This window comes from Sphingomonas pseudosanguinis (genome assembly GCF_052056765.1).
Classification (GTDB): domain Bacteria; phylum Pseudomonadota; class Alphaproteobacteria; order Sphingomonadales; family Sphingomonadaceae; genus Sphingomonas; species Sphingomonas pseudosanguinis.
In genome coordinates, this window is record NZ_CP189888.1 from 1,306,011 (window position 1) to 1,332,756 (window position 26,746).

Genomic DNA, 26,746 nt, shown 5'->3' on the forward strand with positions numbered 1-26,746 from the left:
TCGAAGGCCACGGGGCGGTATCATGGCCGACCCTCACCCTTCCCACGCGTCTGCGACGCGCGGGCCCCTTCCCTCTCCCGGTGGGAGAGGGAGGGAGGCGCGAAGCGCCGGAAGGGTGAGGGTGGACCGCCGCTCGGCCCCGTGGCCTTCGACATCGTTTAGGCTGAACGGAGGGGGGGGCTTTGCGTGGCACTGACGCTCTGTGGCCCGGAAAATCGCCCACCCAAACCCCACAACCCCTTGTCTCGCATGCCGAAACGCGGGAACCATGACGCTCCCGTCATTCAATCGTGAGCGCTTTCGTGATCCGTAACACGTTGGTCCTTCTCCTCGCCGCCACCGCCCTGACTGCCCCGCTGGCCGCGCAGGAGAATGGCGACAAGAAGGGCGGCTCGCATGCCGAGGCGGCGAAGGCCGAAGCGGAAGCCGCCTGGGCACGCGCGCCGATCGACGAGAGCGAGGTCCGCCACCGCGACAGCGTGACGATCAACGGCCGCAGCTATCCCTATATCGCTTCGGCCGGCACGCTGACCGTGCGGGACATAGAGGGCAAGCCGACCGCCTCGATGTTCTATACCGCCTATACGCTCGATGGCGTGAAGCCGGGCACCAAGCGGCCGGTGACGTTCCTGTATAATGGCGGGCCGGGCTCGCCCTCCTTCTGGCTGCGCATGGGTTCGTTCGCGCCGATCCGCATCCGCACGACCAGCCCGGAATTCGTCCGGCCGGCGCCCTATGATGTCGGGCCGAACCCGGACTCGCTGCTCGACAAGACCGACCTCGTCTTTCTCGACGCGATCGGCTCGGGCTATTCGCGGCCTTTGGGCGATATGAAGCCGGCGCAATTCTACGGCGTGGACGAGGATGTCGATGTCTTCGCCGGCGCGATCCAGCGCTATGTGACCAAATATGGCCGCTGGATGAGCCCCAAATTCCTGCTTGGCGAAAGCTATGGTACGCTGCGCTCGGGCGCGCTGGCCTATCAGTTGCAGGAGCGGGGCATGGCGCTGAACGGCGTCGTGCTGCTCAGTTCGATCATGAATTACGGTTATCGCCAGCCGGGGCTGGATCAGGTCTATCTCAATTACCTGCCCAGCTATGCGGCGACCGCCTGGTATCACAACCGCCTGACCGATCGCCCCGCCGATGTCGCGACCGTGGTGGCGCAGGCCCGCGCCTTTGCGGTCGGGCCGTACATGTCGGCGCTCGCCAAGGGCCAGTCGATCTCGGCCCAGGAGCGCGACCAGATCGCCGAACAGATGAGCCGGCTGATCGGCCTGTCGCCCGACTTCATCAAGCGCGCGAACCTGCGCATCGACCTGCCGCGCTTCCAGAAGGAATTGCTGCGCGGGCAGGCGCGCACGGTCGGCCGGTTCGACTCGCGCTATCTGGGCATCGACACCGACGCCGCCGGCGAGCGGCCCGAGACCGATGCCTCTTCTGATGCGATTTCAGGGGCTTATATCGCGTCCTTCCAGGATTATCTGCAATCCACGCTCGGCTATAAGACCGAGTTGCCCTACCGCCTGTCGGCACGCGATGCGGCGGGGTGGACCTGGAATTGGAAGCACAAGGCGCCGGACGGGTCGCAGAACAATCCCAACACCGCGATCGACCTGGCCGCCGCGATGCGCGCCAACCCATATCTCAAAGTGCTGTCGATGAATGGCTATTACGACATGGCGACACCGTTCTTCGGGACCGAGAATGACCTGGGCCACATGATGCTGGAGCCGGCGCAGCAGGCGAACCTGCGCTTCACCTATTATCCGGCCGGCCACATGACCTATCTGAACCCCGATGCGCTGCGGAGCATGAAGGCCGATCTGGCACGCTGGTATGACGAAGCGGTCAGCGACGCGAAGTCGTCGACGCCGCCGGTGCCGCCTTCGGGGCAGGGGGCGCGGTAAGCTAGCGCCGGTAGAGCGCCCGGTAGGTTGCTTGGGCGAAAGTCAGGACAGCGACATTGCCGCTGGTCAAATGCCCCTGCAACTCATCGGGCGTTATCGTCAGAATCTTGTCGAGCGACGACCGGACATCGGGATTTCGCCAGTTCCGTGTGGACGAACCGATCATGCCGGCGAACGCCTCCATCCTGTCAAACTGCCAGGCAAGGTTGACGATGGCCTGATAACAGGCGACGTAATCATCAAATGCGAAAACCTGACCTTTCGTCCCGAGGGATCGCAATCGGATTACGGTCGCCCGCGCCTCGTTCAGGGCATCGAACAGACGTTTGGAGTCCTGCTCGCCCCGCGCGTTGATATAGGCGATCGCTCCATGAGCGACGGCTCCGGCTTCGTCTTCGGTTCCCCAATCCTCACTATGACTGCGCATGCCGATGCGCGCCATTTCGACCATGGTAACGGGCTTGGCCATATCGACGATGAAGGCATGGGTCGCTTCGATGAGCGCATCCAGAAACTCGGCTTCGCGTTTTGCTTTATCCTGCCGTCGCCAATTTTGAAGCGCGACATACGCGACGTAGGCGGTGATGACTGAGGCTCCCGTACGCATCACGTCGAGCCAGTCGACCGTTGCCATAAAGGATGCGGCCTTGTCCATGCTGTCGGCTATCATGATGACAGCTTAGTCGAGGTCAGGCGTTACGAGAAAGATATATGGTGGACGCACTTGGGCTCGAACCAAGGACCCGCTGATTAAGAGTCAGCTGCTCTACCAACTGAGCTATGCGTCCATTGCCGGTCTGCGGCAAGGCGGGGAAGCGATGTCCCCGGCTGGTGGCGCGCTGTTAGCGGAGCTTATTCGACCTGCCAAGAGGGTTTTTGACATTTTTCTTGCGGTCGGGATCGCGCGCGCCGATCCCGACCGGCCTCATACCTCAATAGCCGACGGTGAAGCGCTGGCGGATATGGCGCGGCTGCGCGATCTCGTCGGCCAGCGCGATGGCATAGTCTTCATAAGAGATGCTGCTGCCCTGTTCGTTGGACAGGAGCGTATCCGTGCCCAACCGGAATTGGCCCGTCCGCTCGCCGGGTACGAACATCGCCGAGGGGGAGAGGAAGGTCCATTCCAGATCGTCGGCCTGGCGCAGCGTGTCGAGGAAGGCCGCCCCCGCGCGGGCCTCGGGCTTATATTCCTCGGGGAAGCCCGGCTGGTCGATCAGCCGCTGGCCGGGCGCGACCTCCAGGCTGCCGGCGCCGCCCACGACCAGGAAGCGGGTCACGCCCGATGCGCGGACGGTTTCGATCAACCCCGCTGCATCGGTCGGCGCGAAGGGCAGGGCGCTGACGACCGCGTCATGCCCGCGCAGCGTTTCGGTCAAAGCCGCCGGGGCGCTCGCATCCCCGGCGACGGCCGTGACGCCCGGCAGGTCCGCGATCCGCTCGGGCTGGCGGGCGATGGCGGTGATGGCATGGCCGCGATCCGACAATTCCTTGAGCAGGCGCGAGCCGACATTGCCCGAGGCTCCGATCAGCGCGATCTTCATGGCGTTCCTTTCGTCTTGACTGGGTGGTCTATTATGTAGACCGTCGAGCTATGCCTGCTTCCGCGATCGCACAAGACGTCACTTTCGAGGGACCGGGTCACAGCGATGTGACCGCCCCGTCACCGCTGCTGACCGGGGAAGGGGGCTGTCCGATCCGCGATGTGCTCGACCGGATCGGCGATCAGTGGACGCTATTGGTGCTGGCCGCGTTGGAGCCGGAGACGTTGCGTTTCAACACGCTGCTGCGGCGGATAGGCGATGTGTCGAAACAGATGCTGTCGCGGACGCTGCGCCGGCTGGAAGAGGACGGCTTCGTCGAGCGCACCGTCTATGCGGAGGTGCCGCCGCGCGTCGAATATCGGCTGACCGATCTGGGGCGCTCGTTCCTGGAGCCGATGCGCGGGCTGATCCGCTGGGCCGATACGCATCAGCCGGAGGTGGAGGCGGCGCGGGCGGCCTATCGGGCGCGTAGCCAATAGCGAAAGGGGCGCCACCGATGGCGGTGACGCCCCATGCTGCTTCCCAAGACGGGAAGGACCCCCGTCAGGCGATGTGAACCGCCTTGGTGATCATATGGTTGGCGATGCCCTCGGGGCCATCCTCCGAACCATAGCCGCTTTCCTTGACCCCGCCGAACGGCGCGTCGCCCCAGCTCAGGCGGACGGTGTTGATCGCGACCATGCCGGCTTCGATCTCGTCACCCAGCTGGTTCTGGCGGCGGCCATTCTCGGTGAAGCAATAGGCGCCCAGGCCGAAGGGCAGGCGGTTCGCCTCGGCGATCGCATCCTCGGTGGTGGCGAAGGGGCGGATGAGCGCGATCGGGCCGAACGGCTCGTCATTCATCGCCTGTGCCTCCAGCGAGACATCGGCCAGCACGGTGGGCGCGAAGAAGAAGCCCTCGCCGTGGCCCTTCGCCTCGCCGCCGGTCAGGACACGCGCGCCCGAACGGACCGCATCCTCGATCATCGCACCGATCGCCTCCGGGCGACGCGGATTGGCCATCGGCCCCATCTGCGTATCCGTCGACAGGCCGTCACCGATCTTCAGCGCGGCGGCGCGCTCGGCAAAGCCCTTGGCGAAGCGCTCGTAAATGCCCTCCTGCACATGGAAGCGGGTCGGCGCGACGCAGACCTGGCCGGCATTGCGGAACTTATGGGTGACGAGCAGGTCGAGCGTCTTGTCGAGATCGCAGTCGTCGAACACCAGCACGGGGCCGTGGCCGCCCAGCTCCATGGTCGACTTCATCACCGTGTCGGCGGCGAGTTTGAGCAGGTGCTTGCCCACCGGCACCGAGCCGGTGAAGCTGAGCTTGCGGGTGACCGGCGAGGCGAGCAGATGGCGCGAGACCGCGTCAGGCACGCCGAAGACCAACTGCGCGACGTCACCCGGCAGGCCGGCGTCCTGGAAACAGCGCATGATCGCGATGGCGCTGGCCGGCGTTTCTTCGCTGGGCTTGAGGATCACCGAACAACCGGCGGCAATTGCCGGAGAAATCTTGCGCACGGGGTTCATGACGGGGAAGTTCCACGCGCAGAAGGCGGCGACCGGCCCGACCGGCTGGTGCAGCACCAGCGAACGGGTGCCGGTCGGGCGTGGCAGGACGCGACCATAGATGCGCACCGCTTCGCCGGCATGGAAATCGAGCAGCGCGGCGGTGGCGGCGACCTCACCGCGCGCCTCGACGATCGGCTTGCCCTCTTCCATCGTGGCGAGGCGGGCCAGCTCCTCGGCGCGTTCGCGGACGAGCGCGGCGGTGCGATGCAGGACGGCGGCGCGCTCCTGCGGCGCGACCTTGCGCCACTGGTCGAAGCCGCGCGCGGCCGCCTCCAGCGCACGGTCCATATCGGCCTTGGTCGCCAGCGGCAGGTCGCCCAGCGGCTGGCCGGTCGCCGGGTTCAGCACCGCCTGCGTCTCCCGCCCGTCCGGCCCCAGCCATTCGCCGGCGATATAGAGGCCGTTCTTCACGTCAAATTGCTGGGCGGTCATGCGCGTCCTTTCCGATAGTCTGGCGATGATGCGCGCGGGAGATCGGCCTTTCGCGCCCGACATGCAAGGCCGGCGGCGGACGGAGCGGGGTCCGTTCGAGGCAAGTTGGCAAAAGCGGTGAATTTTGGGGCGTCATGGCGCGTTTTGCCCGCTTTGGTGTTTCGCCATTTGCCAGCCGGGGACGGCATGGGCATGAGACGACCGGCAATTGGGGAGATAGCCTTGAAGGTCGGACAGGAATGTTGGCGGATCGAACGGGCCGACAGGATGGCGGTGATCGTCGATGCGGAGAATTATTTCCGCCTGGCGCGCCGCGCGATGCTGAACGCCAAGCGGCGAATCCTGCTGATCGGCTGGGACTTCGACGCGCGGATCGTGCTCGACCATGACGAGGCGCCGAACGAGCCGCTGGGCGACTTCATCTACTCGCTGGTGCAGCGGCAGCCCGAGCTGGAGATATTCCTGCTCCGCTGGGACACCGGCGCGATCAAGTCGCTGTTCCGGGGGCGCACTTTCTTCACGGTGATGAAGTGGATGGCGCACAAGCGCATCCATACCAAGCTCGACGGTCATCACCCGATCGCCGCCTCGCATCACCAGAAGATCGTCATCATCGACGACCAATTTGCCTTTTGCGGCGGCATCGACATGACCGGCGATCGCTGGGACACGCGCGAGCACCGCGACGACGATCCCGGCCGCAAGCGTCCGGGCGGCCAGCCCTATAAGCCCTGGCATGACGCGATCAGCGCGGTCGAGGGCCCGATCACCCGGGCGCTGGGTGAACTCTTCCGCGAACGCTGGCGGGCGGCGGGCGGCAAGCCGATGGCCCCGGCCGTGCCGGGCGCGAGCTGTTGGCCGGAGGGGCTGGAGCCGGACTTCCTGGATCAGGATGTCGCGATCGCGCGGACCATGCCCGAGATGGACGACCAGGCCCCGGTTCATGAGAATGAGGCGCTGTTCCTGGCGCAGATCGCCCGCGCCGAGCGGCACGTCTATATCGAGAGCCAGTATTTCGCCTCGCGCCGGGTGGCGGAGGCGATCGCCCGCCGGCTGGATGAAGAGGATGGCCCCGAATTCGTCATCATCAACCCGCTGACCGCGCAAGGCTGGCTGGAGCCGATCGCGATGGATACCGCACGCGCCCGGCTGTTCGAGGCGCTGCGGCGGCGCGACCGTCACGGCCGGCTGCGGCTCTATCACCCCTTCACGGCGGGCGGCGAGGCGATCTATTGCCATGCCAAGATCCTGATCGCCGATGACCGCGTGTTCCGGCTGGGGTCCTCCAACCTCAACAACCGCTCGATGCGGCTCGACACCGAATGCGATCTGGCGCTGGCAGTCGAACCGGACAGCGATGCGGCCGAGCGGATCGCGGCCATCCGCGATGACCTGCTGGCCGAGCATCTGGGCGTCGCGCCGGCGCAGGTGGCGGACACCTTCGCACGGACCGGCTCGCTGATCGCCACGGTCGAAATCCTGCGCGGCGCGGACGGGCGGACGCTGCGCCCCTATGAAATCCCCGACCTGTCGAGCGTCGAGGAATGGCTGGCCGACCATGAGGTGCTCGACCCCGAAGGTCCCGACGAGATGTTCGAGGCGATCAGCGCGCGCAAGGGGCTGTTCCGGCGCCTGCGGCGGCATTGATGGGCGATGTCATCAACTTCCGCCAGGCGCGCAAAGGACTGGCGCGCAAGGCGGCCGAGCAGCAGGCGGGGGAGAACCGCGCCCGGTTCGGCCGGACCAAGGCGGAGAAGCAGCGCGACGCGGCGGAGCAGGAACGGTTGCGCAAGGAGCTCGACGGCGCGAAGCGGGAGGATTGAGGGCCGTTACCCTCACCCTTCCGGCGTTCCGCACTTCCCGCCCTCTCATAATGAGAGGGGAGGGCCCCGCCCGCTTTGGCGGGTGGGACAGGTGGGGTGGGGCGATTCCACGGGCCGGCCGTTTGCGGTGACGCCCCACCCCGACCCCTCCCCTGAAGGGGAGAGGCTCGCGTTGATTCAATGCGACGTCGTCACGCTTTAATGTCTTGCGAACATCAACGCGGCGTGGCGAACCAGATCGTGTGCGTCGCGCCCTTTCCATTCTCGCGCGCACGGACCTTGACCTCGTCGACGGTGAAACCCGCCCGACCCAGTCGACGAGTGAAGACAGGGTCCGGCGCCGCCGACCAGATCGCCAGGACGCCGCCGGGCCGCAGTGCGATCCGCGCCTCGTCCAGGCCACGCGCCGAATAGAGCCCGTCATTGGCGGGCCGGGTCAGGCCGTCCGGGCCGTTGTCGACGTCAAGCAGGATGGCATCATACTGGCCACGCCCGGCATAGATGGCGTTGCCGACATCACCCATGGCCAGCGTCACGCGCGGGTCGTCCAGGCATCCGTCGGTCAGGGCGGCCATGGGACCGCGCGCCCATTCGATGATGCCCGGCACCAGCTCGGCCACCGTCACATGCGCCTTCGGCCCGAGCCGGGCCAGCACCGCGCGCAGCGTGAAGCCCATGCCATAGCCGCCGATCAACAGATGCGGCGCCGGCCGGTCGCCCAGCCGGTCGCAGGTCATGGTGCCGAGCGCCACCTCTGAGCCGCTCATCCGCGTGCTCATCAGCTCGTTGCGGTCGAGCACGATCATGAAGTCGCCGCCGCGACGGAAGAGTCGCAGCGGCTCGCCGCCGGGCACCTCGGCAACGCCCAGCAGCTCGCGCGGGGTCATTTGCCCTGGCGTGCCTTGCGTGCGGCGTAACGCGCGTCGCGCGCGGCCTTCAGCTCGGCGGCGGTGGGCACGACCGGTGGGCGCGCGGCGGCCGCGGCGGCTTCGGCAGCGGCCTGGGCTTCGGCGGCCGCCTTGGCGCGGGCTTCCTCGCGAGCGGCCTTTTCCTGCTCGATCGCGGCCTTGTGCGCGGCGCGGCGCTCGGCCTCGGCCGCGGCCTTGGCTTCGCGCGCGGCGGCGCGGGCGGCGACGACCGCCGGATCGGGCGCGGCCTTGTTGCGCAGACGCTCGAGCGCCGCCGCCTTGGCTTCGCGCGAGGCCGCTGCACGATCGGAGAAACCGGGAACCTTATAGCCTGCCATCAATCATCTATCCCGCTGGAGGGGGCGGATAGCCCCAATGCACAACGGCCCCGCGATTGTTCGCGGAGCCGTTGGAGAAACTGGTGGACGCACTTGGGCTCGAACCAAGGACCCGCTGATTAAGAGTCAGCTGCTCTACCAACTGAGCTATGCGTCCATTTGCCACGATCGAAGCATCGGTCTTGCGACCCGCCTCGCGATCGGGAGGCGCGCCTTTAGCACTCTCGCCGATCTTTGCAAACGCTTTTTGGCCGAAATCGTCGATTTTGCCCTACCAACGCGTCGAACGGCGATTTTCGCGGTCGATCGCCATCAGGATGCCCAGGCACAGCAGCACGGTCATCTGCGACGACCCGCCATAGCTGACCAGCGGCAGGGGGATGCCGACCACCGGCGCCAGGCCCATCACCATCATCAGATTGACCATGACGTAGATGAAGATCGTCGTGGACAGCCCGGCGGCGGTCAGCCGCGCGAAGCGGTTCTGCGCCGCATGCGCGACGTTCAGGCCCCAGCGGATGACGAGCAGGAAAGCGAGGATCAGGAAACATCCGCCGACCAGACCCCATTCCTCCGCCATGGTGGCGAAGACGAAGTCGGTATGCCCTTCGGGGAGGTAGTCGAGATGGCTCTGCGTGCCGTTCAGGAACCCCTTGCCCCAGATGCCGCCCGAACCGATTGCGATCTTCGACTGGCTGATATGATAGCCGGTGCCCAAAGGATCGCTTTCGGGGTCGAGGAAGATCAGCACGCGGTTGCGCTGATAATCGTGCAGCACGAAATTGACCGCCAGCGGGGCCAGCACCGCCAGCCCCATCGCGCCGCCGATGAACAGGCGGAGCGGTACGCCCGCCAGGAACATGACCGTTGCACCGCCCGCGCAGATCATCAACGCGGTGCCCAGATCGGGCTGCTTCATGACCAGTCCGGCGGGCACCGCGATCATCGCGGCGACCGGCCATATGCCGGAGAAGCGCCGCGTCTCGGCCGGCGGCATCAGTTCGTAGAAGCGCGCCGCCCCCAGAACCATGAACAGCTTCATCAATTCGGAAGGCTGGAGCCGGATGAAGCCGACATCCAGCCATCGCTGGCTACCCCCGCGCACCGCGCCGAGCAGTTCGACCAGTACGAGTGCCACGACCAGCACGGCATAGCCCGGTATCGCGATCCGCCGCCACAGATCGAGCGGTAGGCGCGACAGTAGCAGCGATCCGCCCAGCAACACAAAGAAGCGCACGCCCTGCGGCTTGGCCCAGGGGGTCAGCGAGCCGCCGGCAGCCGAATAGAGCACGACCAGTCCGAAACAGCCGATCGCCAGCACCAACAGGATTACGCGCCAGGGCAGCTGGGCGATCGGTTCGGGGATGATGCGCGGACCGCTCATGGATTGGGCTCCACCGCGTCCGCGCGGGGTTCGTTGGGGCTTGCCGCCATCGCCTCGGCCTGGGCGTCGGCGACGTTGGTCGCGGCCTCGACCGCCGGGGCGTCGGTGGCGGCCCCCGCATCGGTCTTGGTCGCGACGGAGGCGGGCTTGGGCGCTTGCGCGGCGCGATAGGCCGCTTCCTCGGCGCGCATCCGCGTCATGATGTCGCCGCCCCAGGTCGGCTCGCCTTCCGCCAGCGAGGCGAGCGCGCGGTCGCGGTCGAACAGATAGGTCATGATGTCGCGCCCGATCAGCGGCGCGTCGAGATTGCGCACGGTATGGCCGTTATGCTCCAGCACGATGGCGGCGGCATAGCGCGGATTGTCGGCGGGCGCGAAGCAGACGAGCAGCGCGTGGTCGCGCAGCTTGAAGGGTAGCTGGCCGTTCTTGAGCACGCCCATGCGCCGTTCGGCCATGGTGATCCGGCGAACCTGCGCGGTGCCCGTCTTGGCCGCGATCGAGACGCCGGGCACCAGCATTCGCGCCGCGCCACCCGTGCCGCCCTGATTGACCACGCCGAACATGGCGTCGCGCACCACCGCCAGATGCTCGGACGAGACGGGCAGGGCGGGGGAATCGAGATGGACCTGATGCGCCAACAGGCTCGGCTGCAACGCCCGCCCGGACGCCAGGCGTGCCGCCATCACCGCCAGTTGCAGCGGATTGGCCAGCACATAACCCTGGCCGATCGACGCGTTCAGGCCATCGGCCACGGTCCATTTCGTCTTGTATTTCTTCAGCTTCCATGCCGAATCGGGCACGGTGCCGTAACGTTGCGTGTTGAGCGGCAGGTCGAATTTCTGGCCCAGCCCGACCATGCGCGCGACCGGCGCGATCCGGTCATAGCCCATGCGCCGGATCATCTCGTAGAAATAGATGTCGCAGCTCTGCTCGATCGCGCCCTTCAGGTTGAGCGCACCGTGCCCGCCCCGCTTGTGACAGTGGAAGACGCCGGTGCCGACCCGCATCGCGCCGGTGCACAGCACCCGGTCATTGGCGCCGACCCCGGCCTCCAGCAGCGCCAGGCCGTTCATCGGCTTGACCGTCGACCCGGGCGGATAAAGGCCCTGCGTCACCTTGTTCATCAAGGGCACATGGTCGTTTTCCGACAGCATCGCCCATTCCAGATGGCTGATCCCGTCCGAAAAGCTGTTGGGGTCATAGGCGGGCATCGACACCATCGCCAGCGTCTCGCCGGTGCGGCAGTCGAGCACCACCGCCGAGCCGGAATTGGTGCCCAGCCGGCGCGCGGCATATTCCTGAAGCCCCGCATCGATGGTCAGGCGGATATTGCGGCCCGGCACGTCCGGGCGGGTGGCGAGTTCGGCCACCACCTTGCCACGCGCGGTGACCTCGACCCGCTTGGCGCCGGGCCTGCCGCGCAGATACGGCTCCAGCATCTTTTCCAGCCCGTCCTTGCCCAGCTTGAAGCCGGGGGTGACGAGCAGCTGGTCGCGCGTCGCCTTAAACTGTTCGGCGGTGGGCGTGCCGACATAGCCGGTCAGATGCGCGACCGCCGGCCCGGCGGGATAGAAGCGGGCGAAGCCCCGCGTCGGCTGGACGCCGGGCAGTTCGGGCAGGCGGACGCTGATCGCGGCGAACCGGTCCCAGTCCAGCCGCTCGGCGACCTGCACCGGCTGGAACCCGGCGGCATGTTCCAGGTCGAGCCGGATGCGCTCCATCGCCTCGTCGTCCAGCCGCAGGATCTGGCGGAGCAGGCCCAGCACCCGGTCCTTGTCCTCCAACCGGTCGGGAATGATGTCGACGCGGAAATCGGTGCGGTTGTTGGCGATCGGCGTGCCGTGCCGGTCGATCAGCCAGCCCCGGCGCGGCGGGATCATCGTCGTGTTGACGCGGTTGCTCTCGGAGAGAAGATTATACTTCTCGTTCTGCGCGATCGACAGCCACGCCATACGACCGGCCAGCATCAAGCCGACCGCGCCCTGCGCCGCGCTGAGAACGAAGGCGCGGCGTGAGAAGCTATAGGCCTGCGCGGCCTCGGTCATGATCCGGCCGGGGCGATCCATGCTCAGGCCCCTACCTCATGTCGCCCGCGTTTGCGATCGATCCATGCCACCAGCCGCGTCGCCATTGGGAAAAGCAGGATGGTGATGGCGATCTGGATGATCAGCGGCGCATCGACCTGCGCACCGACCGGCACCGCGATGAAGCGCCCCGCGATCAGGCAGAAGGCGATGGCACCGCTGGCGATCAGCCAGTCCTGCCAGAAATCGCGGAACACGAGCCGATGCTCGAACAGGTCGATGGCGAGCGAGGTCAGCGACCAGAGCAGCATCGCCGACCCCAGCGGCTGGCCCGACAGCAGATCGTCGAACAGGCCCAGCGGCGCGGCGGCCCAGAGCCGAAGCGCGAACCGCGCCACCAGCCGCCAGGCGAGCAGCATGAGCAGGCCGGCGGGCGGCTGCAACGGCACGATCGCCACCACCGGCACGATGGCGACGAGCGAACCGGCCATCACGGTCAGCCAGGGCAGCGCGCGGGCGCGTGACGGGGGCAGTCCGGGGTCGAAGGGGTTGTAATGGTCGAGGGTCACGGCCGGGGTGCCGGCGCTGGTGGCGGCATCGGCATGAAGGCGCGCTGAACGATCGCGAAATCGAGCGTGTCGGGATGGCTGAACGGCTTGGCGACCGCCACATCGCCACCGGCCGTCTGGATACGGGCGACGGGGATGTTGGGGGCGTACAGCCCGCCCGTGCCCGAGGTCACGAACAGCTCGCCCTTGGCCAGCCGGACATTGGTGGCCACCGAACGGACGTCGAGCGTGCCGTCGCCGCGCCCGACCGCGATGGCGGGCATGCCGTCGCGGGTGCGGCGCACGGGGATAATGCTTTCGGGATCGGTCAGCAGCAGCACGCGGGACGCCGCCGGACCGGCCTCGGTCACGCGGCCGACCAGACCTTCCGGCCCGCGCACGCCCATGCCCGGCATCACGCCTTGCCAGCGACCGGCATTGAGCAGCGCGAAGCGACGGCCGCTCGATCCGGTCGAGCTGACCAGCCGGGCGACGGCGACGGTGTCGGCGGTGCGGTCGCGGATCGCCAGCAACCGGCGCAGGCGGCGATTGTCATAGGCGATGGTGCGCGCGGTCTGGAGCAGCTTGCGCGATTGCTCCAGCTCGGCGCGCAGCCGCGCATTCTCGTCATGCACGAAGAAATAATGGCCGATGGTGTCGGGTACGCCGCTGACGGCGTCGCCGACCGCGACGAACGCGCCCGAGATGGGGGCGGTCACGCTGCCCAGCGTCATGCGCAGCGCGCCGAAGGCGGGCGGGTTGAAGGTCGATGCGACAAGCAGCACTGCGCCCACCACCGCACCCGCCACCGCGAGCACATAGGCCAGGAAAGCTCCATATTGCCGCCGTCGCGAAAACCCGGTGCGACGGTCGCGGGCAGGCGCCATGCGCCGGTCCCCTTATGCTGGAGGTTAGCCGTTCAGCAGGACGCCGCGATACATCGGGTCTTCCAGCGCGCGACCGGTGCCCAGCGCGACGCAGGTCAGCGGGTCCTCGGCGACAGTCACCGGCAGGCCGGTCTCGTCGCGCAGCACCTCGTCCAGCCCTTCGAGCAGCGCACCGCCGCCGGTCAGGACGATACCCTGATCGACGATGTCGGCGGCCAGTTCGGGCGCGGTGTTTTCCAGCGCGACGCGAACGCCCTCGACGATGGTCGCCACCGGTTCGGACAGCGCTTCGGCGATCTGGCCCTGGTTGATCGAGATTTCCTTCGGAACCCCGTTGACGAGGTCGCGGCCCTTGATCTGGATCGTCACGCCGATGCCGTCCGCCGGCGGACGCGCGATGCCGACTTCCTGCTTGATCCGCTCGGCGGTGGCTTCGCCGATCAGCAGATTGTGGTTGCGGCGGACATAGGAAACGATCGACTCGTCCATCTTGTCGCCGCCGACACGTACCGACGTGGTGTAGGCGAGGCCACGCAAGCTCAGCACCGCGACTTCGGTCGTGCCGCCGCCGATGTCGACGACCATCGAGCCGATCGGCTCGGTGACGGGCATGTCGGCGCCGATCGCGGCGGCCATCGGCTCCTCGATCAGGAAGACCTGGCTGGCGCCGGCGTTCGAGGCGGCGTCGCGGATCGCGCGGCGCTCGACCTTGGTCGAACCCGACGGCACGCAGATCACGATTTCGGGCCAGCGCGCGAACTTGCGGGGGCCATGCACCTTCAGGATGAAGTGCTTGATCATCTGTTCAGCGACGTCGATGTCGGCAATCACGCCGTCGCGAAGCGGACGGATCGCCTCGATATTGCCCGGGGTCTTGCCCATCATCAGCTTGGCGTCGTCGCCGACCGCCTTGACCTTCTTGATGCCGTTGATCGTCTCGACCGCGACGACGGACGGCTCGTTCAGCACGATGCCGCGTCCGCGGACATAGACCACCGTGTTGGCGGTGCCGAGGTCGATCGCCATGTCTTGCGACATGAATTTCAGGAAGCGGGGCAGGGGCATCGAGGCTTTCGTTCCGTCTGGTGGACCGGGTGGGCGTAACTCATATCCCGAACCGCCGCCAAGAGCCGTTACAGGCACCTGCACCGTCATTTGCGGGGTCGCGGGATGCCGTCGCTTGGGCTAGGGTTTGCCGCATGTCAATACGGCGTCTGCCTCCCCATCTCGTCAATCGTATCGCGGCCGGTGAAGTGGTGGAAAGGCCCGCCAGTGCGTTGAAGGAACTGGTCGAAAATTCGATCGATGCGGGCGCCGCCCGCGTTGCAATCGTTCTTAGCCAGGGCGGGGTCGGCCGGATCGAGGTGGCCGATGACGGATGCGGCATGTCGGCCGACGACATGGCGCTCGCGCTGGAGCGGCATTGCACCTCCAAATTGCCCGACGAAGCGATCGAAGCGGTCGTGACGCTGGGGTTTCGCGGTGAGGCGCTCCCCTCGATCGCCAGCGTCGCACGGGTGACGATCGAGAGCCGCCCGGCGGGCCGTGACGGCTGGTGCCGCGTCGTCGACAACGGCGATGTGTTGCGCGACGGCCCCGCCGCCGTGCCGCCGGGCACCCGGATCGTTGTGGAGGACTTGTTCGCGCGGGTTCCCGCCCGGCGCAAGTTCCTGCGCTCGCCGCGTTCGGAATATGCCGCCTGTCTCGACATGGTCCGCCGCCTGGCGATGGCGCGGCCCGACATCGCCTTCACGCTGGAGCATGACGGCCGCCGCGTCCTGACCGTGCCTGGCGGTGAGGAGCGGCCGGGGCGGGTGGCCGGGCTGACCGACCGCGCGCTGGCGGAAAATTCGGTGGCGATCGACTGGGTACGCGATTCGATAAGCCTGGGCGGGGTGGCGGGACTGCCGACCTTCAACCGGGGCATCGCGGACCATCAATATCTGTTCGTCAATGGCCGTCCGGTCCGTGACCGCTTGCTGATGGGCGCGATTCGAGGGGCTTATGCCGAGATGTTGCCACGCGATCGTCATGCGGTCGTCGCGTTGTTCCTTGATATGCCGCCGTCCGAAGTCGATGTGAACGTCCATCCGGCCAAGACCGAAGTCCGCTTCCGCGACCCTGCGCTGATCCGCGGCATGATCGTCTCGGGCCTGCGTCGCGCGCTCGACGAGGCCGGGCATCGCAGCGTCCAGCGCCCATCGGACTCGGCGCTGACGATGTGGCAGGCCGAGAGCCTGCCGGCGTCCGCCATGCCGCCGCCGCCCGTCGATGACTGGAGCCATGCCGCGCCCGAGAGCCGGGTGATGGAGCGCCAGTCGCTCTTCGCCCCGCGCCCCGGCTTCGCCGCGCCCCCGCCGCTCGCCCGCGCCGAGCCGGCCTTCGCGCCGCCGCCCGAAGTGCGCCAATATCCGATGGGCGTCGCACGCGGCCAGGTCGCCAAGACCTATATCGTCGCCGAGGCCGAGGACGGGCTGGTGCTGGTCGACCAGCATGCCGCGCACGAACGGCTGGTGCTGGAACGGATGCGCGCGGCGCTGACCGGCGGGCGGGTGGCGTCACAGGCGATGCTGATCCCCGAAGTGGTCGAGCTGGACGAACCCGCGTGCGATCGGCTGGAGGCGCGCGCCGAGGAACTGGCCGAGTTCGGGTTGGACCTCGAACGCTTCGGCCCGACCGCGATGCTGGTCCGCTCCACGCCCGCGCTGCTGGGGCAGGGCGACCCCAAGGGGCTGGTCAGCGATCTCGCCGATGAACTCGCCGCGTTCGATCAGGCGCTGTCCCTGCGCGAACGGCTGGACCATGTGGCGGCGACGATGGCCTGCCACGGCTCGGTCCGCGCGGGCCGCATCCTCTCGGTCGCCGAGATGAACGCGCTGCTGCGCGAAATGGAGGTCACTCCGCATTCGGGCCAGTGCAATCATGGCCGCCCGACCTGGGTGAAGCTGCAGCATGGTGATATCGAGAAGCTGTTCGGGCGGAAGTAGGGGGCTGCGTCCCTTATTATGTCGTGGATGGGCTAAGGTGTTTCGACGCCTCCTGTTGGCGGCGGATGGTGGCGAGGTCGGCGTTCATCTTGTCCCATTCGCCCAGGCGGCGATACGCTTCGGCCCTCATGGACAGTGGCCATAGGTTGCGGGAATTGCGAGCGATGGACAGACTCAGCAGTCTTACGCCCTCGCGTAAATCGCCGCGCTGAAGGGCAAGGATGCTCTCACCATGGATGATGCCGAGGTTCGCGGGATCGATCTTGCGGATTTCTGCGAAGTCCCGTTCGGCGTTCGTGGCATCTCTCTTCCAGGCATGGGCGATCCCGCGCAGTACCAGCGCCTGCAAGTCGCCGGGCTTGCTGGCGAGAATAATGGTGGCATCTGAGATTACCGCATCGAACCCGCCGGTCTGCAGATAATCGGACGCGCGATTGCGATAGGCGTCGGTGTTCTCGGCATTGATCGCGATGGCGGCGCTATAAGCGGCAATGGCACGCTTCCGATCGCCAAGCTGGTCGTGAACGAGACCCAGATTATAATGGAAGGCGTCCGCCTTCGGGTCTAACTGAATGGCAGCGGCATAGTCGGTTTCGGCGCGGCGATAGTCCCCCATGCGATAATAGGCCGAGCCCCGTGCGGCCAATATGGTAGGGCGGTCCTCTCCTGCATTCCCGTCAAGCAACGTGTTGCAGGCCGCGGCTACCTCCGTTGGTGCCCATTCATCCCTTCGGTCGTAACAGTGATCGCGAAGCGCCTGTTTGGGGACGTCGAGCAAAGTCTGTATGCCGAAGACGAGAACCCCGCCGCTCAGAAGGGCGTTCCACCCCATCGACATCCAGTAGCGGTTGGGATCGTCGGCTCGCGTGAATTCGCGCGAAAGGCCGCGCATCCACGGTTCGATACGGCCGGTCGTGAAACCCTGGATAACGGACCACATGGCGAGGGCGGCCCCGGCCAGGAGGAACAAGGGATAGAAACTGGGCGATCGGGCGAACGCCTCTGCCGAAGGCGTGAAGATGAAAAGGGCAAAGGCCGCCAATGCCATGACGGCCGCGACGCTCTTGATGAGCATCGCCGTTGAACGCCATGAGAGATCGTCGGGAGCTTGCGTAATGTCTCGCTGGGTGGCCGTCGCCGCGAGATGGCGGACAATATATCGCATAGGCATCCAGGCGACGATGGCGATGAGGAGAAGAAGCCAAGCCCTGGTCGGAACGTCGTCGAACATGCCGCCCCGTTCTGGCTTCAATAGGGGCGCAATGCAATCATGGGCTCCGGGCATGCCGATGGGCCCCCAGCCCGATCACCGCCTGTTGTCGAGGCGTCATCCCGCTTTACCCAATGGGGATGTCCAACCCTTTGAACGCGGTGCCAGCGCGTGCTGCGGCATATCAAAAGCGATTGATCGAGTTTAACCGGTACTTGATCGGACGGTGAGCCGAGCCCATAGGACGATGAGTTGAGATTTTTATCGTTCGGGCGTTTACCGTAACGAAACTTTTACACTCGGTCGTGTATTTAATCGACCATCGACAGGTAGGTAGTCAGATCATGAAGCACGTCATGGCCATCATCTTCGCGCTCATCCCGCTGGCTGCCGTTGTCAGCGCCTGCGTAGCCTGTCCGTAACGCCATTCCGCGTGGCCGGCGCGCCGCGCATCACGTTGCCGTCTCCCAAGACGCAAAAAAGGGCCGCCCGGACATGCCGGACGGCCCTTTCCTTATCGGCTTCAGGCCGAAGCGCTGGGGCTTAGCCCTGCGCTTCTTCCTGCTCCGGCTGAACCTCGGCGGTGGCGCCGGGCTCTGCGTTGGGATCGTAATCCTCGGTGAAGCCGGCTTCGTCACGCTCGAACATCGAGGCCATGACGTCGACGCCCTGCGCCTGCATCTCGGCTTCTTCCGGCGAGCGGGCGACGTTGACCTTGACGGTCACGGCCACTTCCGGGTGAAGCGCGACGCGCACGTCGTACACGCCGATCGCCTTGATCGGACGGTCGAGCACGATCTGGCTCTTGTTGACCTTGTGGCCATCGGCGACCAGCGCCTCGACCAGGTCACGCACCGCGACCGAGCCATACAGCTGGCCGACGTTCGACGCCTGACGGATCAGGGTGACGGTGGCGTTCTCGAAGGTCTTCGACTCGACCTCGGCCTCGGCGCGACGGTTCGCGTTGTCGGCTTCGATGCGGGCGCGGTTGGCCTCGAACACCTTCTTGTTGGCTTCGTTGGCGCGCAGCGCCTTCTTGCGCGGCAGCAGGAAGTTACGGGCGAAGCCGTCCTTCACCGTGACCACGTCGCCGATGGCGCCGAGCTTCTCGACGCGCTCAAGCAGAATAACGTCCATCTTATGGGACTCCTTACTTCACGACGTAGGGCAGGAGGCCCAGGTGACGGGCGCGCTTGATGGCCTGGGCCAGTTCGCGCTGCTTCTTGGCCGACACGCTGGTGATGCGCGAAGGCACGATCTTGCCGCGCTCGGACACGAAGCCCTGGAGCAGACGGACGTCCTTATAGTCGATCCGGGGCGCGTCCTTCGCAGAGAAGGGGCAGCTCTTGCGGCGACGGAAAAACGGGCGGGCCATTATGCGGCTTCCTCTTCACGATCACGACGGGGGCGGTCAGCGCGGTCGGGGCGTTCGCCACGATCGGCACGACGCTCGCGGTCGCGCTCCTGCTTGCGCATCATCACCGACGGGCCGTCCTCATGGCCGTCAACCTTGACGGTCATGTAGCGGATCACGTCTTCGTTGATCTGGGTCTGGCGCTCCAGCTCGGCGACGACACCGGCGGGGGCGTCGATTTCGAGCATGACGTAATGCGCCTTGCGGTTCTTGGCGATCTTGTACGCCAGCGAACGCAGGCCCCAGGTCTCGGTCTTCACGACCTTGCCCTGATTGTCCTCGACGATCTTCGTGGCGGCTTCCGCCAGCGCGTCCACCTGCGCCTGTGCCAGATCCTGGCGCGCAAGGAACACGTGCTCGTAAAGAGCCATGCAGCTTACCTTATGTTGGCCGATCGCTGATGCCCACCCCATGTGGAACACCCCTCCGGCTGTCTTCCATACTTCAATACCGTCACGCCAAAATGGCATGAGGGCGGGTGAAGCAGGTGCTTCCCGCCCAATGGTGCGCTGGCTCATAGCGATTTGGCGGCAAAAGGCAAGCGGGGAAGGGGGCGTGCACTTGCCAGCGGCGGGCGACCTTTCTACCGCGCGGGCCATCCTATTACTGTTTCATGGCAGATACGAACATGCGTGCATTCATCTTTCCGGGCCAGGGCAGCCAGGCCGTCGGCATGGGCAAGGCGCTGGCCGAGGCGAGCCCGGTCGCCCGCGAGGTGTTCCAGGAGGTCGACGAGGCGCTGGGCCAGCATCTCTATCGCCTGATGGTCGAAGGCCCCGCCGACGAGCTGACCCTGACCGAGAATGCGCAGCCCGCGATCATGGCGAACGCCATTGCGACGCTGCGGGTGCTGGAGAAGGAGGGCGGCGTCCGCCTGTCGGAGAAGGCCGATTTCGTCGCGGGTCACTCGCTGGGCGAATATACGGCGCTGTGCGCGGCGGATGCGATCGACCTGCCGACCACGGCGCGCCTGCTGAAGCTGCGCGGTCGCGCTATGCAGGCGGCGGTGCCGGTGGGTGAGGGGGCGATGGCCGCGCTGCTCGGCGCGGATCTGGAAAAGGCCAAGACCATCGCGGGTGCGGCGGTCGATGCGATCCTGGCTGAGGGCGGTGAGGAATTGGTATGCGCCGTCGCTAACGACAATGATCCTTCGCAGGTCGTGATCTCCGGCCATCGCGCCGCGATCGAAAAGGCGGTGGCGCTCGCCAAGGACCTGGGCGCCAAGCGTGCCGTCCTGCTGCCGGTGTCGGCGCCCTTCCACTGCCCGCTGATGCAGCTCGCCGCCGACGCGATGGACGCCGCGCTCGCCGAGGCGACGATCCGTGCGCCGCTGGTGCCGGTCTATGCCAATGTCGAGGCGGCGCCGGTCGCCGATCCGGGCGCGATCCGCGCGCTGCTGGTGGCGCAGGTGACGGGCATGGTCCGCTGGCGCGAATCGGTGCTGGCGATGGAAGGTGTGGGTGTCACGCAGTTCGTCGAGTTCGGCGGCAAGGTGCTCGCCCCCATGGTCAAGCGCATCGCTCCGGACGTCGATGCGGTCACCGTTGTGACGATGGACGATATTGAGGGGCTTCTCGCCAAGCTCTGATTTTCAATTCCTCCCCATCGCATGATGGGGAGGGGGACCGCGCCCGCAGGGCGTGGTGGAGGGGCTTGGGCGGTCCGTCCTGCCCCTCCACCACCGCTTCGCGGCGGTTCCCCTCCCCAAGCGAGCTTGGGGAGGAATGGGCGCCTTGATATAGCGCCCCAGCATTTCCGCCTCCGGGCGAACCGACTTCATGAGGATTCTCAAATGTTCGATCTTACAGGAATGACCGCCCTCGTGACCGGCGCATCGGGTGGCCTCGGCTCGGCGGTGGCCAGGGCGCTGGCGGCGCAGGGGGCGAAGCTGGCGCTCTCGGGCTCCAATGTCGACAAGCTGGGGGCATTCCGCGCCGAGCTGGGCGGCGATCATGTCACGGTGCCGTGCAACCTGTCCGACGCGGCCGCGGTCGATGCGCTGATCCCGCAGGCGGTCGAGGCGCTGGGCGGCAAACTCGACATCCTGGTCAACAATGCGGGCGTGACCCGCGACAACCTGACCATGCGGATGAAGGATGAGGAGTGGGATCAGGTCATCAGCGTCAACCTGGAGGCGACCTTCCGCCTGATCCGCGCCGCCGCCAAGCCGATGATGAAGGCGCGCTTCGGCCGCATCATCTCGATCACCTCGATCGTCGGCGCGACCGGCAATCCGGGCCAGGCGAACTATGCCGCGTCCAAGGCGGGGATCGTCGGCATGTCGAAGGCGGTGGCGCAGGAACTCGCCAGCCGCAACGTCACCGTAAACTGCGTCGCGCCGGGCTTCATGCGCTCGGCGATGACCGACGTTCTCCCTGAGGCGCAGAAGGCCGCGCTGCTGGGCAAGATTCCGGCCGGCGATCTGGGCAAGGGCGAGGACATCGGCGCGGCGGTCGTATACCTCGCGTCGAAGGAGGCGGGCTACGTCACCGGCCAGACGCTGCACGTCAATGGCGGCATGGCGATGCTGTAAAAGGCATATTTGCCACGAATGAGCGTATCCTGGTCCAAGTCCGTCGCTGGACGGGCTTGCCAGAAAAGAGCGCGCGTTCTACGTGCGTTCAGGAATTACCAACCCCCGATGAATTACGAGAAGGGATTACCATGAGCGAGACCGCCGACCGCGTGAAGAAGATCGTCGTCGAGCATCTCGGCGTCGAAGCCGACAAGGTGACCGAGGACGCGAGCTTCATCGACGACCTCGGTGCCGACAGCCTCGACATCGTCGAGCTCGTCATGGCGTTCGAGGAAGAGTTCGGTGTCGAGATTCCGGACGATGCCGCCGAGAAGATCACGACCGTCAAGGACGCGATCACGTATATCGACGAGAACAAGGCCTAATTCCGGGGCCTCGGCCCGCAGATGATGCGGGCCGAACAGGCCGCCAAAGGCCAGGTTTCAAGCGGCTCCCCGACCCCGACATAGCGGGCGGGGAGCCGTTTTCGTATGAGATGGAGTGGAATATGCGGCGCGTTGTCGTAACTGGTCTGGGTCTTGTCACGCCGCTGGGCGCGGACGTGGAAACCGCCTGGGCCAATCTGATCGCCGGCAAGTCCGGTGCGGGGACGATCACCCGCTTCGATACCACGGGGCAGAAATGCACCATCGCGTGCGAAGTGAAGCCCAAGGATCATGAATATGGCTTCGATCCCGACAAGCGCGTCGACCACAAGGTCCAGCGTCAGGTCGATCCGTTCATCGTCTATGGCATCGACGCCGCCGGACAGGCGCTGGAAGATGCCGGTCTGACCGAGATGGACGAAGCGACCAAGCTTCGCGCGGGCGTGTCGATCGGCTCGGGCATCGGCGGTCTGCCGGGCATCGAGATCGAATCGGTCAACCTGCATGAGCGCGGCCCCGGCCGGGTCAGCCCGCACTTCGTTCATGGTCGCCTGATCAACCTGATCTCGGGTCAGGTCAGCATCAAATACGGTCTGATGGGGCCGAATCATGCGGTCGTGACCGCTTGCTCGACCGGCGCGCATTCGATCGGTGATGCGGCGCGCATGATCCGCGACGACGATGCCGACATCATGCTGGCCGGTGGTGCGGAAAGCACCATCAACCCGCTGGGCGTGGCGGGCTTTGCTCAGGCGCGCGCGCTCAACATGAGCATGAACGATCGTCCGACCGAGGCGAGCCGCCCTTATGACAAAGGGCGCGACGGCTTCGTGATGGGTGAGGGCGCGGGCGTCATCGTGCTCGAGGAATATGAGCACGCCAAGGCGCGCGGCGCGAAGATCTATGCCGAGGTCGTCGGCTATGGTCTGTCGGGCGATGCCTATCACGTCACCGCGCCGCATCCCGAGGGCAAGGGCGCCGAGAATGCGATGCGCATGGCGCTGCGCAAGGCGGGCATGGAGCCGTCGGACATCGACTATATCAACGCGCACGGCACCTCGACCATGGCCGACACGATCGAGCTGGCCGCCGCCAAGCGCGTGTTCGGCGACGACCTGTCGGGGGCGTCGATGTCGAGCACCAAGTCGGCGATCGGCCATCTTCTGGGCGGTGCCGGTGCGGTGGAGAGCATTTTCTGCATCTTGGCGCTGCGCGACCAGATCGTGCCGCCGACGCTGAACCTCGACAATCCCGATGAGGGCACCGAGGGCGTCGACCTGGTGCCGCATAAGGCCAAGAAGCGTGAGGTGAAGGCGGTGCTGAACAACTCGTTCGGCTTCGGCGGCACCAATGCCTCGCTGGTGATGAAGGCGATCTGATCGGTCCAACCGCCGTTCGTGCGGGGCGGGGTGCTTGTGTCCTGGGGAATTCCCGTGGCCTTCGACTGCGTTCAGGCTGAACGGTGGTGGGTCGCCCCCGTTTCTACGCTACGCCCACATCCTGCCCGCCGTTCGGCCTGAGCCCTTCGGCTGGCTGGCAAGCCAGCCGCTCAGGATAAACTTCGGCGCGTAGCGCCGAAGTCGAAGGCCACGGGATGCGGGGTGAGTTTAGGGCGTGCACTTCGATGTCGCTCAGTGCGAACGGAGAGTGGGCTTATTGAATGACAACCCCGGCACCGTCCGGGTCCGCTTGCAAAATGGTTCGGCTCACGTCATCGGCCAAACAAGCAAGCAGACCCGGATCGGTGCCGGGGTTGTTTCCTGTCCGGGCCCATGCGCCCTAGTCAAAAACCGGGTGAGATATGCGCAAGGTCGGCTGTATCGGGTTGCTGCTGGGGCTGATCGGCATCGCCGTCTTCGCCTGGGTCGCGCATGACTGGGCAGGTAGCGGCCCGGCGGCCAAGCCGCTCGCGGTCGTCGTGCCCGAAGGCGCCAGCCTCGCCCGTGCCGCCAACGAACTGCAAAAGGCGGGTGCGATCCGCTCAGCCGGCCGCTTCCGCCTCTATGCCCGGCTGTTCGGCGATGGCGGTGCGATCAAGGCGGGCGAATATGCCATTCCCGAACATGCCAGCGCGTCCGACGTCCTGACCCTGTTGCAGGAGGGCAAGGTTCGCCAGCGGCTGGTCCCCGTGCCCGAGGGCTATCCGTCGGTGCTGGTCCATGACGCACTGATGCGCGCCGATGGCCTGACCGGCGATGTGCCCGTCCCCGCCGAAGGATCGGTCCTGCCCGACAGCTATGCCTATCAGAAGGGTGACACCCGCGCCTCGGTGGTGGCGCGGATGCAAAAGGCGATGAAGGACTATCTCACGAAGGCCTGGGCGAAGCGGAAGCCCGGCATCGCGGTCACCTCGCCCGAGCAGGCGATCATCCTGGCCTCGATCGTCGAGAAGGAAACGGGCAAGCCGTCCGAGCGGCGGACCGTGGCGGCGGTCTATGGCAATCGCCTTCGCATCGGCATGCCGCTTCAGGCCGATCCGACCGTCATCTATCCGATCACCAAGGGCCGCCCGCTCGGCCGCCGTATCCTGCGGTCGGAACTGCACGCCAAGAATGGCTACAACACCTATGCCAGCCCCGGCCTGCCGGTCGGGCCGATCGCCAATCCGGGCCGCGCCTCGATCGATGCGGTGCTCGACCCGGCGGACAGCAAGGCGCTGTATTTCGTCGCGGACGGATCGGGTGGCCATGTCTTCGCCGACACGCTGCCCGAGCATAATGCCAATGTGCAGAAATGGTATGCGATCCGCCGCCAGCGCGGCGAGATGTAGGGGCTGAGGACTCCTTCCTGTTCCTCCCCTGTAAGGGGAGGTGGCAGGCCGAAGGCCTGAAGGAGGGGTGTCATCGCTCGGTAGATGGGGCCTCACCCAACGACCGCATCCACCCCTTCCCTTGCAGGGGAGAAATGGATGCGGTCTAGCGTCGCTCGCTGGCGAGCCGCTGGGCGAGTTTCCGCTGCGAAGAGGCGGCATAGGTCCGGCAGGCGCCGGGCGCCGTCAGGAACCGGCTGGTCGCGCCGTCCTGATCGGCATGGGCGGTGATCAGGATGTCGCAGGGCAGGGCGCGCATCGCCGCCTGACCGCGTGCGAAGGCCGCGACCACCGCCGTGTTGGCCGGTGCGGAGAAGCGATAATCGTCGGTCGACACCGGGTTGAGGCTGGCGGCGAAGACGATCGCGTTGCACCGCTGGCCTTCGCAGGCGCGCCAGTTCCAACTCATGCTGCCCATCGTATGGCCGGGCGTCGCGCGTGCGATGACGCTGGTATCGCCCAGCGTGATGCGTTCGCCGTCGCGGACGACCCGCACCGCGCGGACCGCCGGAAAGCGGCTGTCATAGCCGATCTGCGGATCGTCCGCCGCCAGCCGCCCGGTACGCAACCCCTCCGCCCCGCGCGCGCTCGCGATCACCGTCGCGCCGGTATCGCGCGCCAGCGCGGCCAGGCCGCCGGCATGATCGAAATGCGGCTCGGTGCTGAGGATGTATTTTATGTCGCGCGGTGCGAAGCCCAGTTTGCGGACATTGGCGAGGATCGCAGGGGCTCCCTGGGGCAGCGCGCCGTCAATCAGGATCAGGCCCTTGCCCGTATCGATCAGCGCGACGTTCAGGCCGCCGAACCCGACCAGATAGGTCTTGCCGAACACCCGCACCGGCGGGCGCGGGGACAGCCATTCGGCGGCGTGGTCGGTGACGATCGGCCGGGTCAGCGGATCGGCGGCTTGCGGGATGGCTGGGGCGGCGAGGGCGATCAGCCAGGGGGCGATCAACCAGGGGGCTATGGGCTGCGCGAACATGGGCGGGGTTCCTCCTGTCGATCCTCATGCGCCAAGACGCCGGCGGCGCATAGCATTCCCGTTGCGGGCCATTGCGGAAGAATTCCAGACGGATAAATCCACATCGGGTCGTTTAACCATAAGCGAAGAATGATATTGCAACCTCGAGCGAGGGAGCGAACTTGGACAAGATTTTGGGATTGAGCGAACAGCAGAAAGCCTGTTTGCGCCTCGTGCATCGGGGACTGCGGACGAAGGAGATCGCACCGATCGTCCAATTGGCCCCCGCTTCGATCGACACCTATATCCGACAGGCCATGATCCAGCTGGGCACCCGCGATCGGCGCGAGGCGGCCAGGATGCTGGTGGAGTTCGAGGCGACCGATGGCCGACCCGTCGCCGCGCCCGTCGAGGCCGAAAACTCCGCCGGGAACCGCGATCCCGAGGAAGATTCCGCTGTTTTCGACCTATCCGAACGATTCGTATCCGAATTGGAAGGCCTTCCCAAACCCCCGTCCGATCGCGGAAATCGGCCACGGCGGATCGGTCGGGCAATCGTCGCATTGCTCAGGCCACCGCCGGTCGGGGGCGTCCAAAACGAACTGATGCTCGTCGACCGTATCCGAGAGATGCTGCGCGCCGCCTGTTTCATGGTCGTCGTCGTGGCGAGTTTGACGCTCATTTTCATTGGGGCCTTGCGGACACTTCGCTGAGGCCCCTTGTGGAGGCCCCATGGTTACGCTTGATCCGAATGATGCCGCTGCCGTCGCCCGCGATACCCAGTCCGCCTTTCGTCAGCTCGACGACGCGCTGCGCAGCACCGCGACCTTGACCATCTCGTTCCTCAACGCCGTGGCCGATGCCGGTGTGACCGCCAAGGAAAGCCAGCGCATCCTGTCCGTGTTCCACAAGAGCCAGGGCGACATCGTCGCGGCGCGGGGCGGCATGACGGCGGCGACGGCGATGCTGACGGGTATCCAGCGGCGCAGCAACATCGCCGAGACCGGTTTCGGTTGCCCCGGCCCGAACAACCCGCTGGACTATGCCCAGGAAACCCCGCCGCTGCGCATCGTCGCCTGACCGCGCAATCATGGCATGAGAAAGGTGATCGATAG

General features: G+C 66.3%; 27 protein-coding genes and 2 tRNA genes. 12 read left to right on the plus strand and 17 right to left on the minus strand.

Features of this window, described 5'->3' with window-relative positions:
- The first annotated feature begins 302 nt into the window (after positions 1–302).
- A complete protein-coding gene (locus ACQHGV_RS05910) occupies positions 303–1,910 on the plus strand; it encodes a S10 family peptidase (protein ID WP_440979786.1) in 1,608 nt (535 codons plus the stop codon).
- Position 1,911: 1 nt separating this feature from the next.
- On the opposite strand, the gene ACQHGV_RS05915 is transcribed toward ACQHGV_RS05910, so the two are convergent.
- From ACQHGV_RS05915 to ACQHGV_RS05925, 3 genes are all read right to left on the minus strand, one after another.
- The gene (locus ACQHGV_RS05915; protein WP_440979787.1) at positions 1,912–2,580 is read right to left on the minus strand and encodes a hypothetical protein; all 669 of its coding nucleotides are present in this window, start codon (positions 2,578–2,580) and stop codon (positions 1,912–1,914) included.
- 42 nt (positions 2,581–2,622) lie between these two features.
- Positions 2,623–2,698 (minus strand) — tRNA-Lys (locus ACQHGV_RS05920).
- A 144-nt stretch (positions 2,699–2,842) separates the two neighbouring features.
- On the minus strand, positions 2,843–3,451 hold the full coding sequence (locus ACQHGV_RS05925) for an NAD(P)-dependent oxidoreductase (RefSeq protein ID WP_440979788.1): 609 nt from the start codon (positions 3,449–3,451) through the stop codon (positions 2,843–2,845).
- A 50-nt stretch (positions 3,452–3,501) separates the two neighbouring features.
- Between ACQHGV_RS05925 and ACQHGV_RS05930 the strand changes: the two genes are divergently transcribed.
- Positions 3,502–3,930 (plus strand): winged helix-turn-helix transcriptional regulator, encoded by a 429-nt coding sequence (locus tag ACQHGV_RS05930; RefSeq protein WP_240455990.1) that lies wholly within the window; start codon positions 3,502–3,504, stop codon positions 3,928–3,930.
- A 64-nt stretch (positions 3,931–3,994) separates the two neighbouring features.
- Here ACQHGV_RS05930 and ACQHGV_RS05935 read toward each other — a convergent pair whose 3' ends face one another.
- Positions 3,995–5,437, minus strand: coding sequence for an NAD-dependent succinate-semialdehyde dehydrogenase (locus ACQHGV_RS05935; protein WP_440979789.1), 1,443 nt, complete (start codon positions 5,435–5,437; stop codon positions 3,995–3,997).
- Positions 5,438–5,629: 192 nt separating this feature from the next.
- Between ACQHGV_RS05935 and ACQHGV_RS05940 the strand changes: the two genes are divergently transcribed.
- Both ACQHGV_RS05940 and ACQHGV_RS05945 read left to right on the plus strand, forming a co-directional pair.
- Complete coding sequence (locus ACQHGV_RS05940) at positions 5,630–7,084, plus strand: phospholipase D-like domain-containing protein (protein WP_440979790.1); 1,455 nt, start codon at positions 5,630–5,632, stop codon at positions 7,082–7,084.
- Complete coding sequence (locus ACQHGV_RS05945; protein ID WP_183950664.1) at positions 7,084–7,260, plus strand: DUF4169 family protein; 177 nt, start codon at positions 7,084–7,086, stop codon at positions 7,258–7,260. Before ACQHGV_RS05940 ends, ACQHGV_RS05945 begins: the two co-directional genes overlap by 1 nt.
- Before the next feature lie 215 nt (positions 7,261–7,475).
- Here ACQHGV_RS05945 and ACQHGV_RS05950 read toward each other — a convergent pair whose 3' ends face one another.
- The 8 genes from ACQHGV_RS05950 to ACQHGV_RS05985 form a co-directional block, all read right to left on the minus strand.
- The gene (locus ACQHGV_RS05950; protein WP_440979791.1) at positions 7,476–8,147 is read right to left on the minus strand and encodes a spermidine synthase; all 672 of its coding nucleotides are present in this window, start codon (positions 8,145–8,147) and stop codon (positions 7,476–7,478) included.
- Positions 8,144–8,506, minus strand: a complete 363-nt coding sequence (locus ACQHGV_RS05955; protein WP_183950666.1) for a DUF6481 family protein — start codon at positions 8,504–8,506, stop codon at positions 8,144–8,146. Before ACQHGV_RS05955 ends, ACQHGV_RS05950 begins: the two co-directional genes overlap by 4 nt.
- An 81-nt stretch (positions 8,507–8,587) precedes the next feature.
- Positions 8,588–8,663: transfer RNA gene (locus ACQHGV_RS05960), tRNA-Lys, on the minus strand.
- Between the two features lie 114 nt (positions 8,664–8,777).
- On the minus strand, positions 8,778–9,890 hold the full coding sequence (gene rodA, locus ACQHGV_RS05965) for a rod shape-determining protein RodA (protein WP_440979792.1): 1,113 nt from the start codon (positions 9,888–9,890) through the stop codon (positions 8,778–8,780).
- Positions 9,887–11,956, minus strand: a complete 2,070-nt coding sequence (gene mrdA, locus ACQHGV_RS05970) for a penicillin-binding protein 2 (protein WP_440979793.1) — start codon at positions 11,954–11,956, stop codon at positions 9,887–9,889. Before mrdA ends, rodA begins: the two co-directional genes overlap by 4 nt.
- A gap of 2 nt (positions 11,957–11,958) precedes the next feature.
- Entirely contained in the window at positions 11,959–12,483 is a 525-nt protein-coding gene (locus ACQHGV_RS05975; protein WP_409791086.1) for a rod shape-determining protein MreD, read from the minus strand.
- A complete protein-coding gene (gene mreC, locus ACQHGV_RS05980) occupies positions 12,480–13,349 on the minus strand; it encodes a rod shape-determining protein MreC (RefSeq protein ID WP_440979794.1) in 870 nt (289 codons plus the stop codon). Before mreC ends, ACQHGV_RS05975 begins: the two co-directional genes overlap by 4 nt.
- A gap of 24 nt (positions 13,350–13,373) precedes the next feature.
- Positions 13,374–14,414 carry a rod shape-determining protein gene (locus ACQHGV_RS05985; protein WP_007403442.1) on the minus strand — a complete coding sequence of 347 codons (1,041 nt, stop codon included), beginning with the start codon at positions 14,412–14,414 and terminating at the stop codon, positions 13,374–13,376.
- 134 nt (positions 14,415–14,548) lie between these two features.
- Here ACQHGV_RS05985 and mutL point away from each other — a divergent pair, with 134 nt between their 5' ends.
- Positions 14,549–16,336, plus strand: a complete 1,788-nt coding sequence (gene mutL, locus ACQHGV_RS05990; RefSeq protein ID WP_440979795.1) for a DNA mismatch repair endonuclease MutL — start codon at positions 14,549–14,551, stop codon at positions 16,334–16,336.
- Between the two features lie 16 nt (positions 16,337–16,352).
- Here the strand turns inward: mutL and ACQHGV_RS05995 are convergent, their stop codons facing one another.
- The 4 genes from ACQHGV_RS05995 to rpsF form a co-directional block, all read right to left on the minus strand.
- A complete protein-coding gene (locus ACQHGV_RS05995; RefSeq protein WP_440979796.1) occupies positions 16,353–17,567 on the minus strand; it encodes a tetratricopeptide repeat protein in 1,215 nt (404 codons plus the stop codon).
- Positions 17,568–18,089: 522 nt separating this feature from the next.
- Positions 18,090–18,683: a 50S ribosomal protein L9 gene (gene rplI / locus ACQHGV_RS06000; protein ID WP_183950673.1), complete on the minus strand. Its 594-nt coding sequence runs from the start codon at positions 18,681–18,683 to the stop codon at positions 18,090–18,092.
- Positions 18,684–18,696: 13 nt separating this feature from the next.
- On the minus strand, positions 18,697–18,921 hold the full coding sequence (gene rpsR / locus ACQHGV_RS06005) for a 30S ribosomal protein S18 (RefSeq protein ID WP_007403456.1): 225 nt from the start codon (positions 18,919–18,921) through the stop codon (positions 18,697–18,699).
- Complete coding sequence (gene rpsF / locus ACQHGV_RS06010; protein ID WP_183950674.1) at positions 18,921–19,331, minus strand: 30S ribosomal protein S6; 411 nt, start codon at positions 19,329–19,331, stop codon at positions 18,921–18,923. The genes rpsR and rpsF overlap by 1 nt, the downstream gene beginning before the upstream one ends.
- Positions 19,332–19,588: 257 nt before the next feature.
- Here rpsF and fabD point away from each other — a divergent pair, with 257 nt between their 5' ends.
- The 5 genes from fabD (at position 19,589) to mltG (ending at position 24,631) form a co-directional block, all read left to right on the plus strand.
- Positions 19,589–20,548 (plus strand): ACP S-malonyltransferase, encoded by a 960-nt coding sequence (fabD, locus tag ACQHGV_RS06015; protein WP_440979797.1) that lies wholly within the window; start codon positions 19,589–19,591, stop codon positions 20,546–20,548.
- A gap of 204 nt (positions 20,549–20,752) precedes the next feature.
- The gene (fabG, locus tag ACQHGV_RS06020) at positions 20,753–21,493 is read left to right on the plus strand and encodes a 3-oxoacyl-[acyl-carrier-protein] reductase (protein ID WP_440979798.1); all 741 of its coding nucleotides are present in this window, start codon (positions 20,753–20,755) and stop codon (positions 21,491–21,493) included.
- Positions 21,494–21,624: 131 nt separating this feature from the next.
- Complete coding sequence (locus ACQHGV_RS06025) at positions 21,625–21,861, plus strand: acyl carrier protein (protein ID WP_007403554.1); 237 nt, start codon at positions 21,625–21,627, stop codon at positions 21,859–21,861.
- Positions 21,862–21,983: 122 nt separating this feature from the next.
- On the plus strand, positions 21,984–23,240 hold the full coding sequence (fabF, locus tag ACQHGV_RS06030) for a beta-ketoacyl-ACP synthase II (RefSeq protein WP_440979799.1): 1,257 nt from the start codon (positions 21,984–21,986) through the stop codon (positions 23,238–23,240).
- Positions 23,241–23,662: 422 nt separating this feature from the next.
- On the plus strand, positions 23,663–24,631 hold the full coding sequence (mltG, locus tag ACQHGV_RS06035; RefSeq protein WP_440979800.1) for an endolytic transglycosylase MltG: 969 nt from the start codon (positions 23,663–23,665) through the stop codon (positions 24,629–24,631).
- A gap of 145 nt (positions 24,632–24,776) precedes the next feature.
- On the opposite strand, the gene bla is transcribed toward mltG, so the two are convergent.
- Complete coding sequence (bla, locus tag ACQHGV_RS06040) at positions 24,777–25,652, minus strand: subclass B3 metallo-beta-lactamase (protein WP_440979801.1); 876 nt, start codon at positions 25,650–25,652, stop codon at positions 24,777–24,779.
- A gap of 161 nt (positions 25,653–25,813) precedes the next feature.
- Between bla and ACQHGV_RS06045 the strand changes: the two genes are divergently transcribed.
- Positions 25,814–26,344 carry a helix-turn-helix domain-containing protein gene (locus tag ACQHGV_RS06045; RefSeq protein ID WP_440979802.1) on the plus strand — a complete coding sequence of 177 codons (531 nt, stop codon included), beginning with the start codon at positions 25,814–25,816 and terminating at the stop codon, positions 26,342–26,344.
- 19 nt (positions 26,345–26,363) lie between these two features.
- Positions 26,364–26,711, plus strand: coding sequence for a hypothetical protein (locus tag ACQHGV_RS06050; protein ID WP_183950682.1), 348 nt, complete (start codon positions 26,364–26,366; stop codon positions 26,709–26,711).
- Positions 26,712–26,746: the final 35 nt, after the last annotated feature.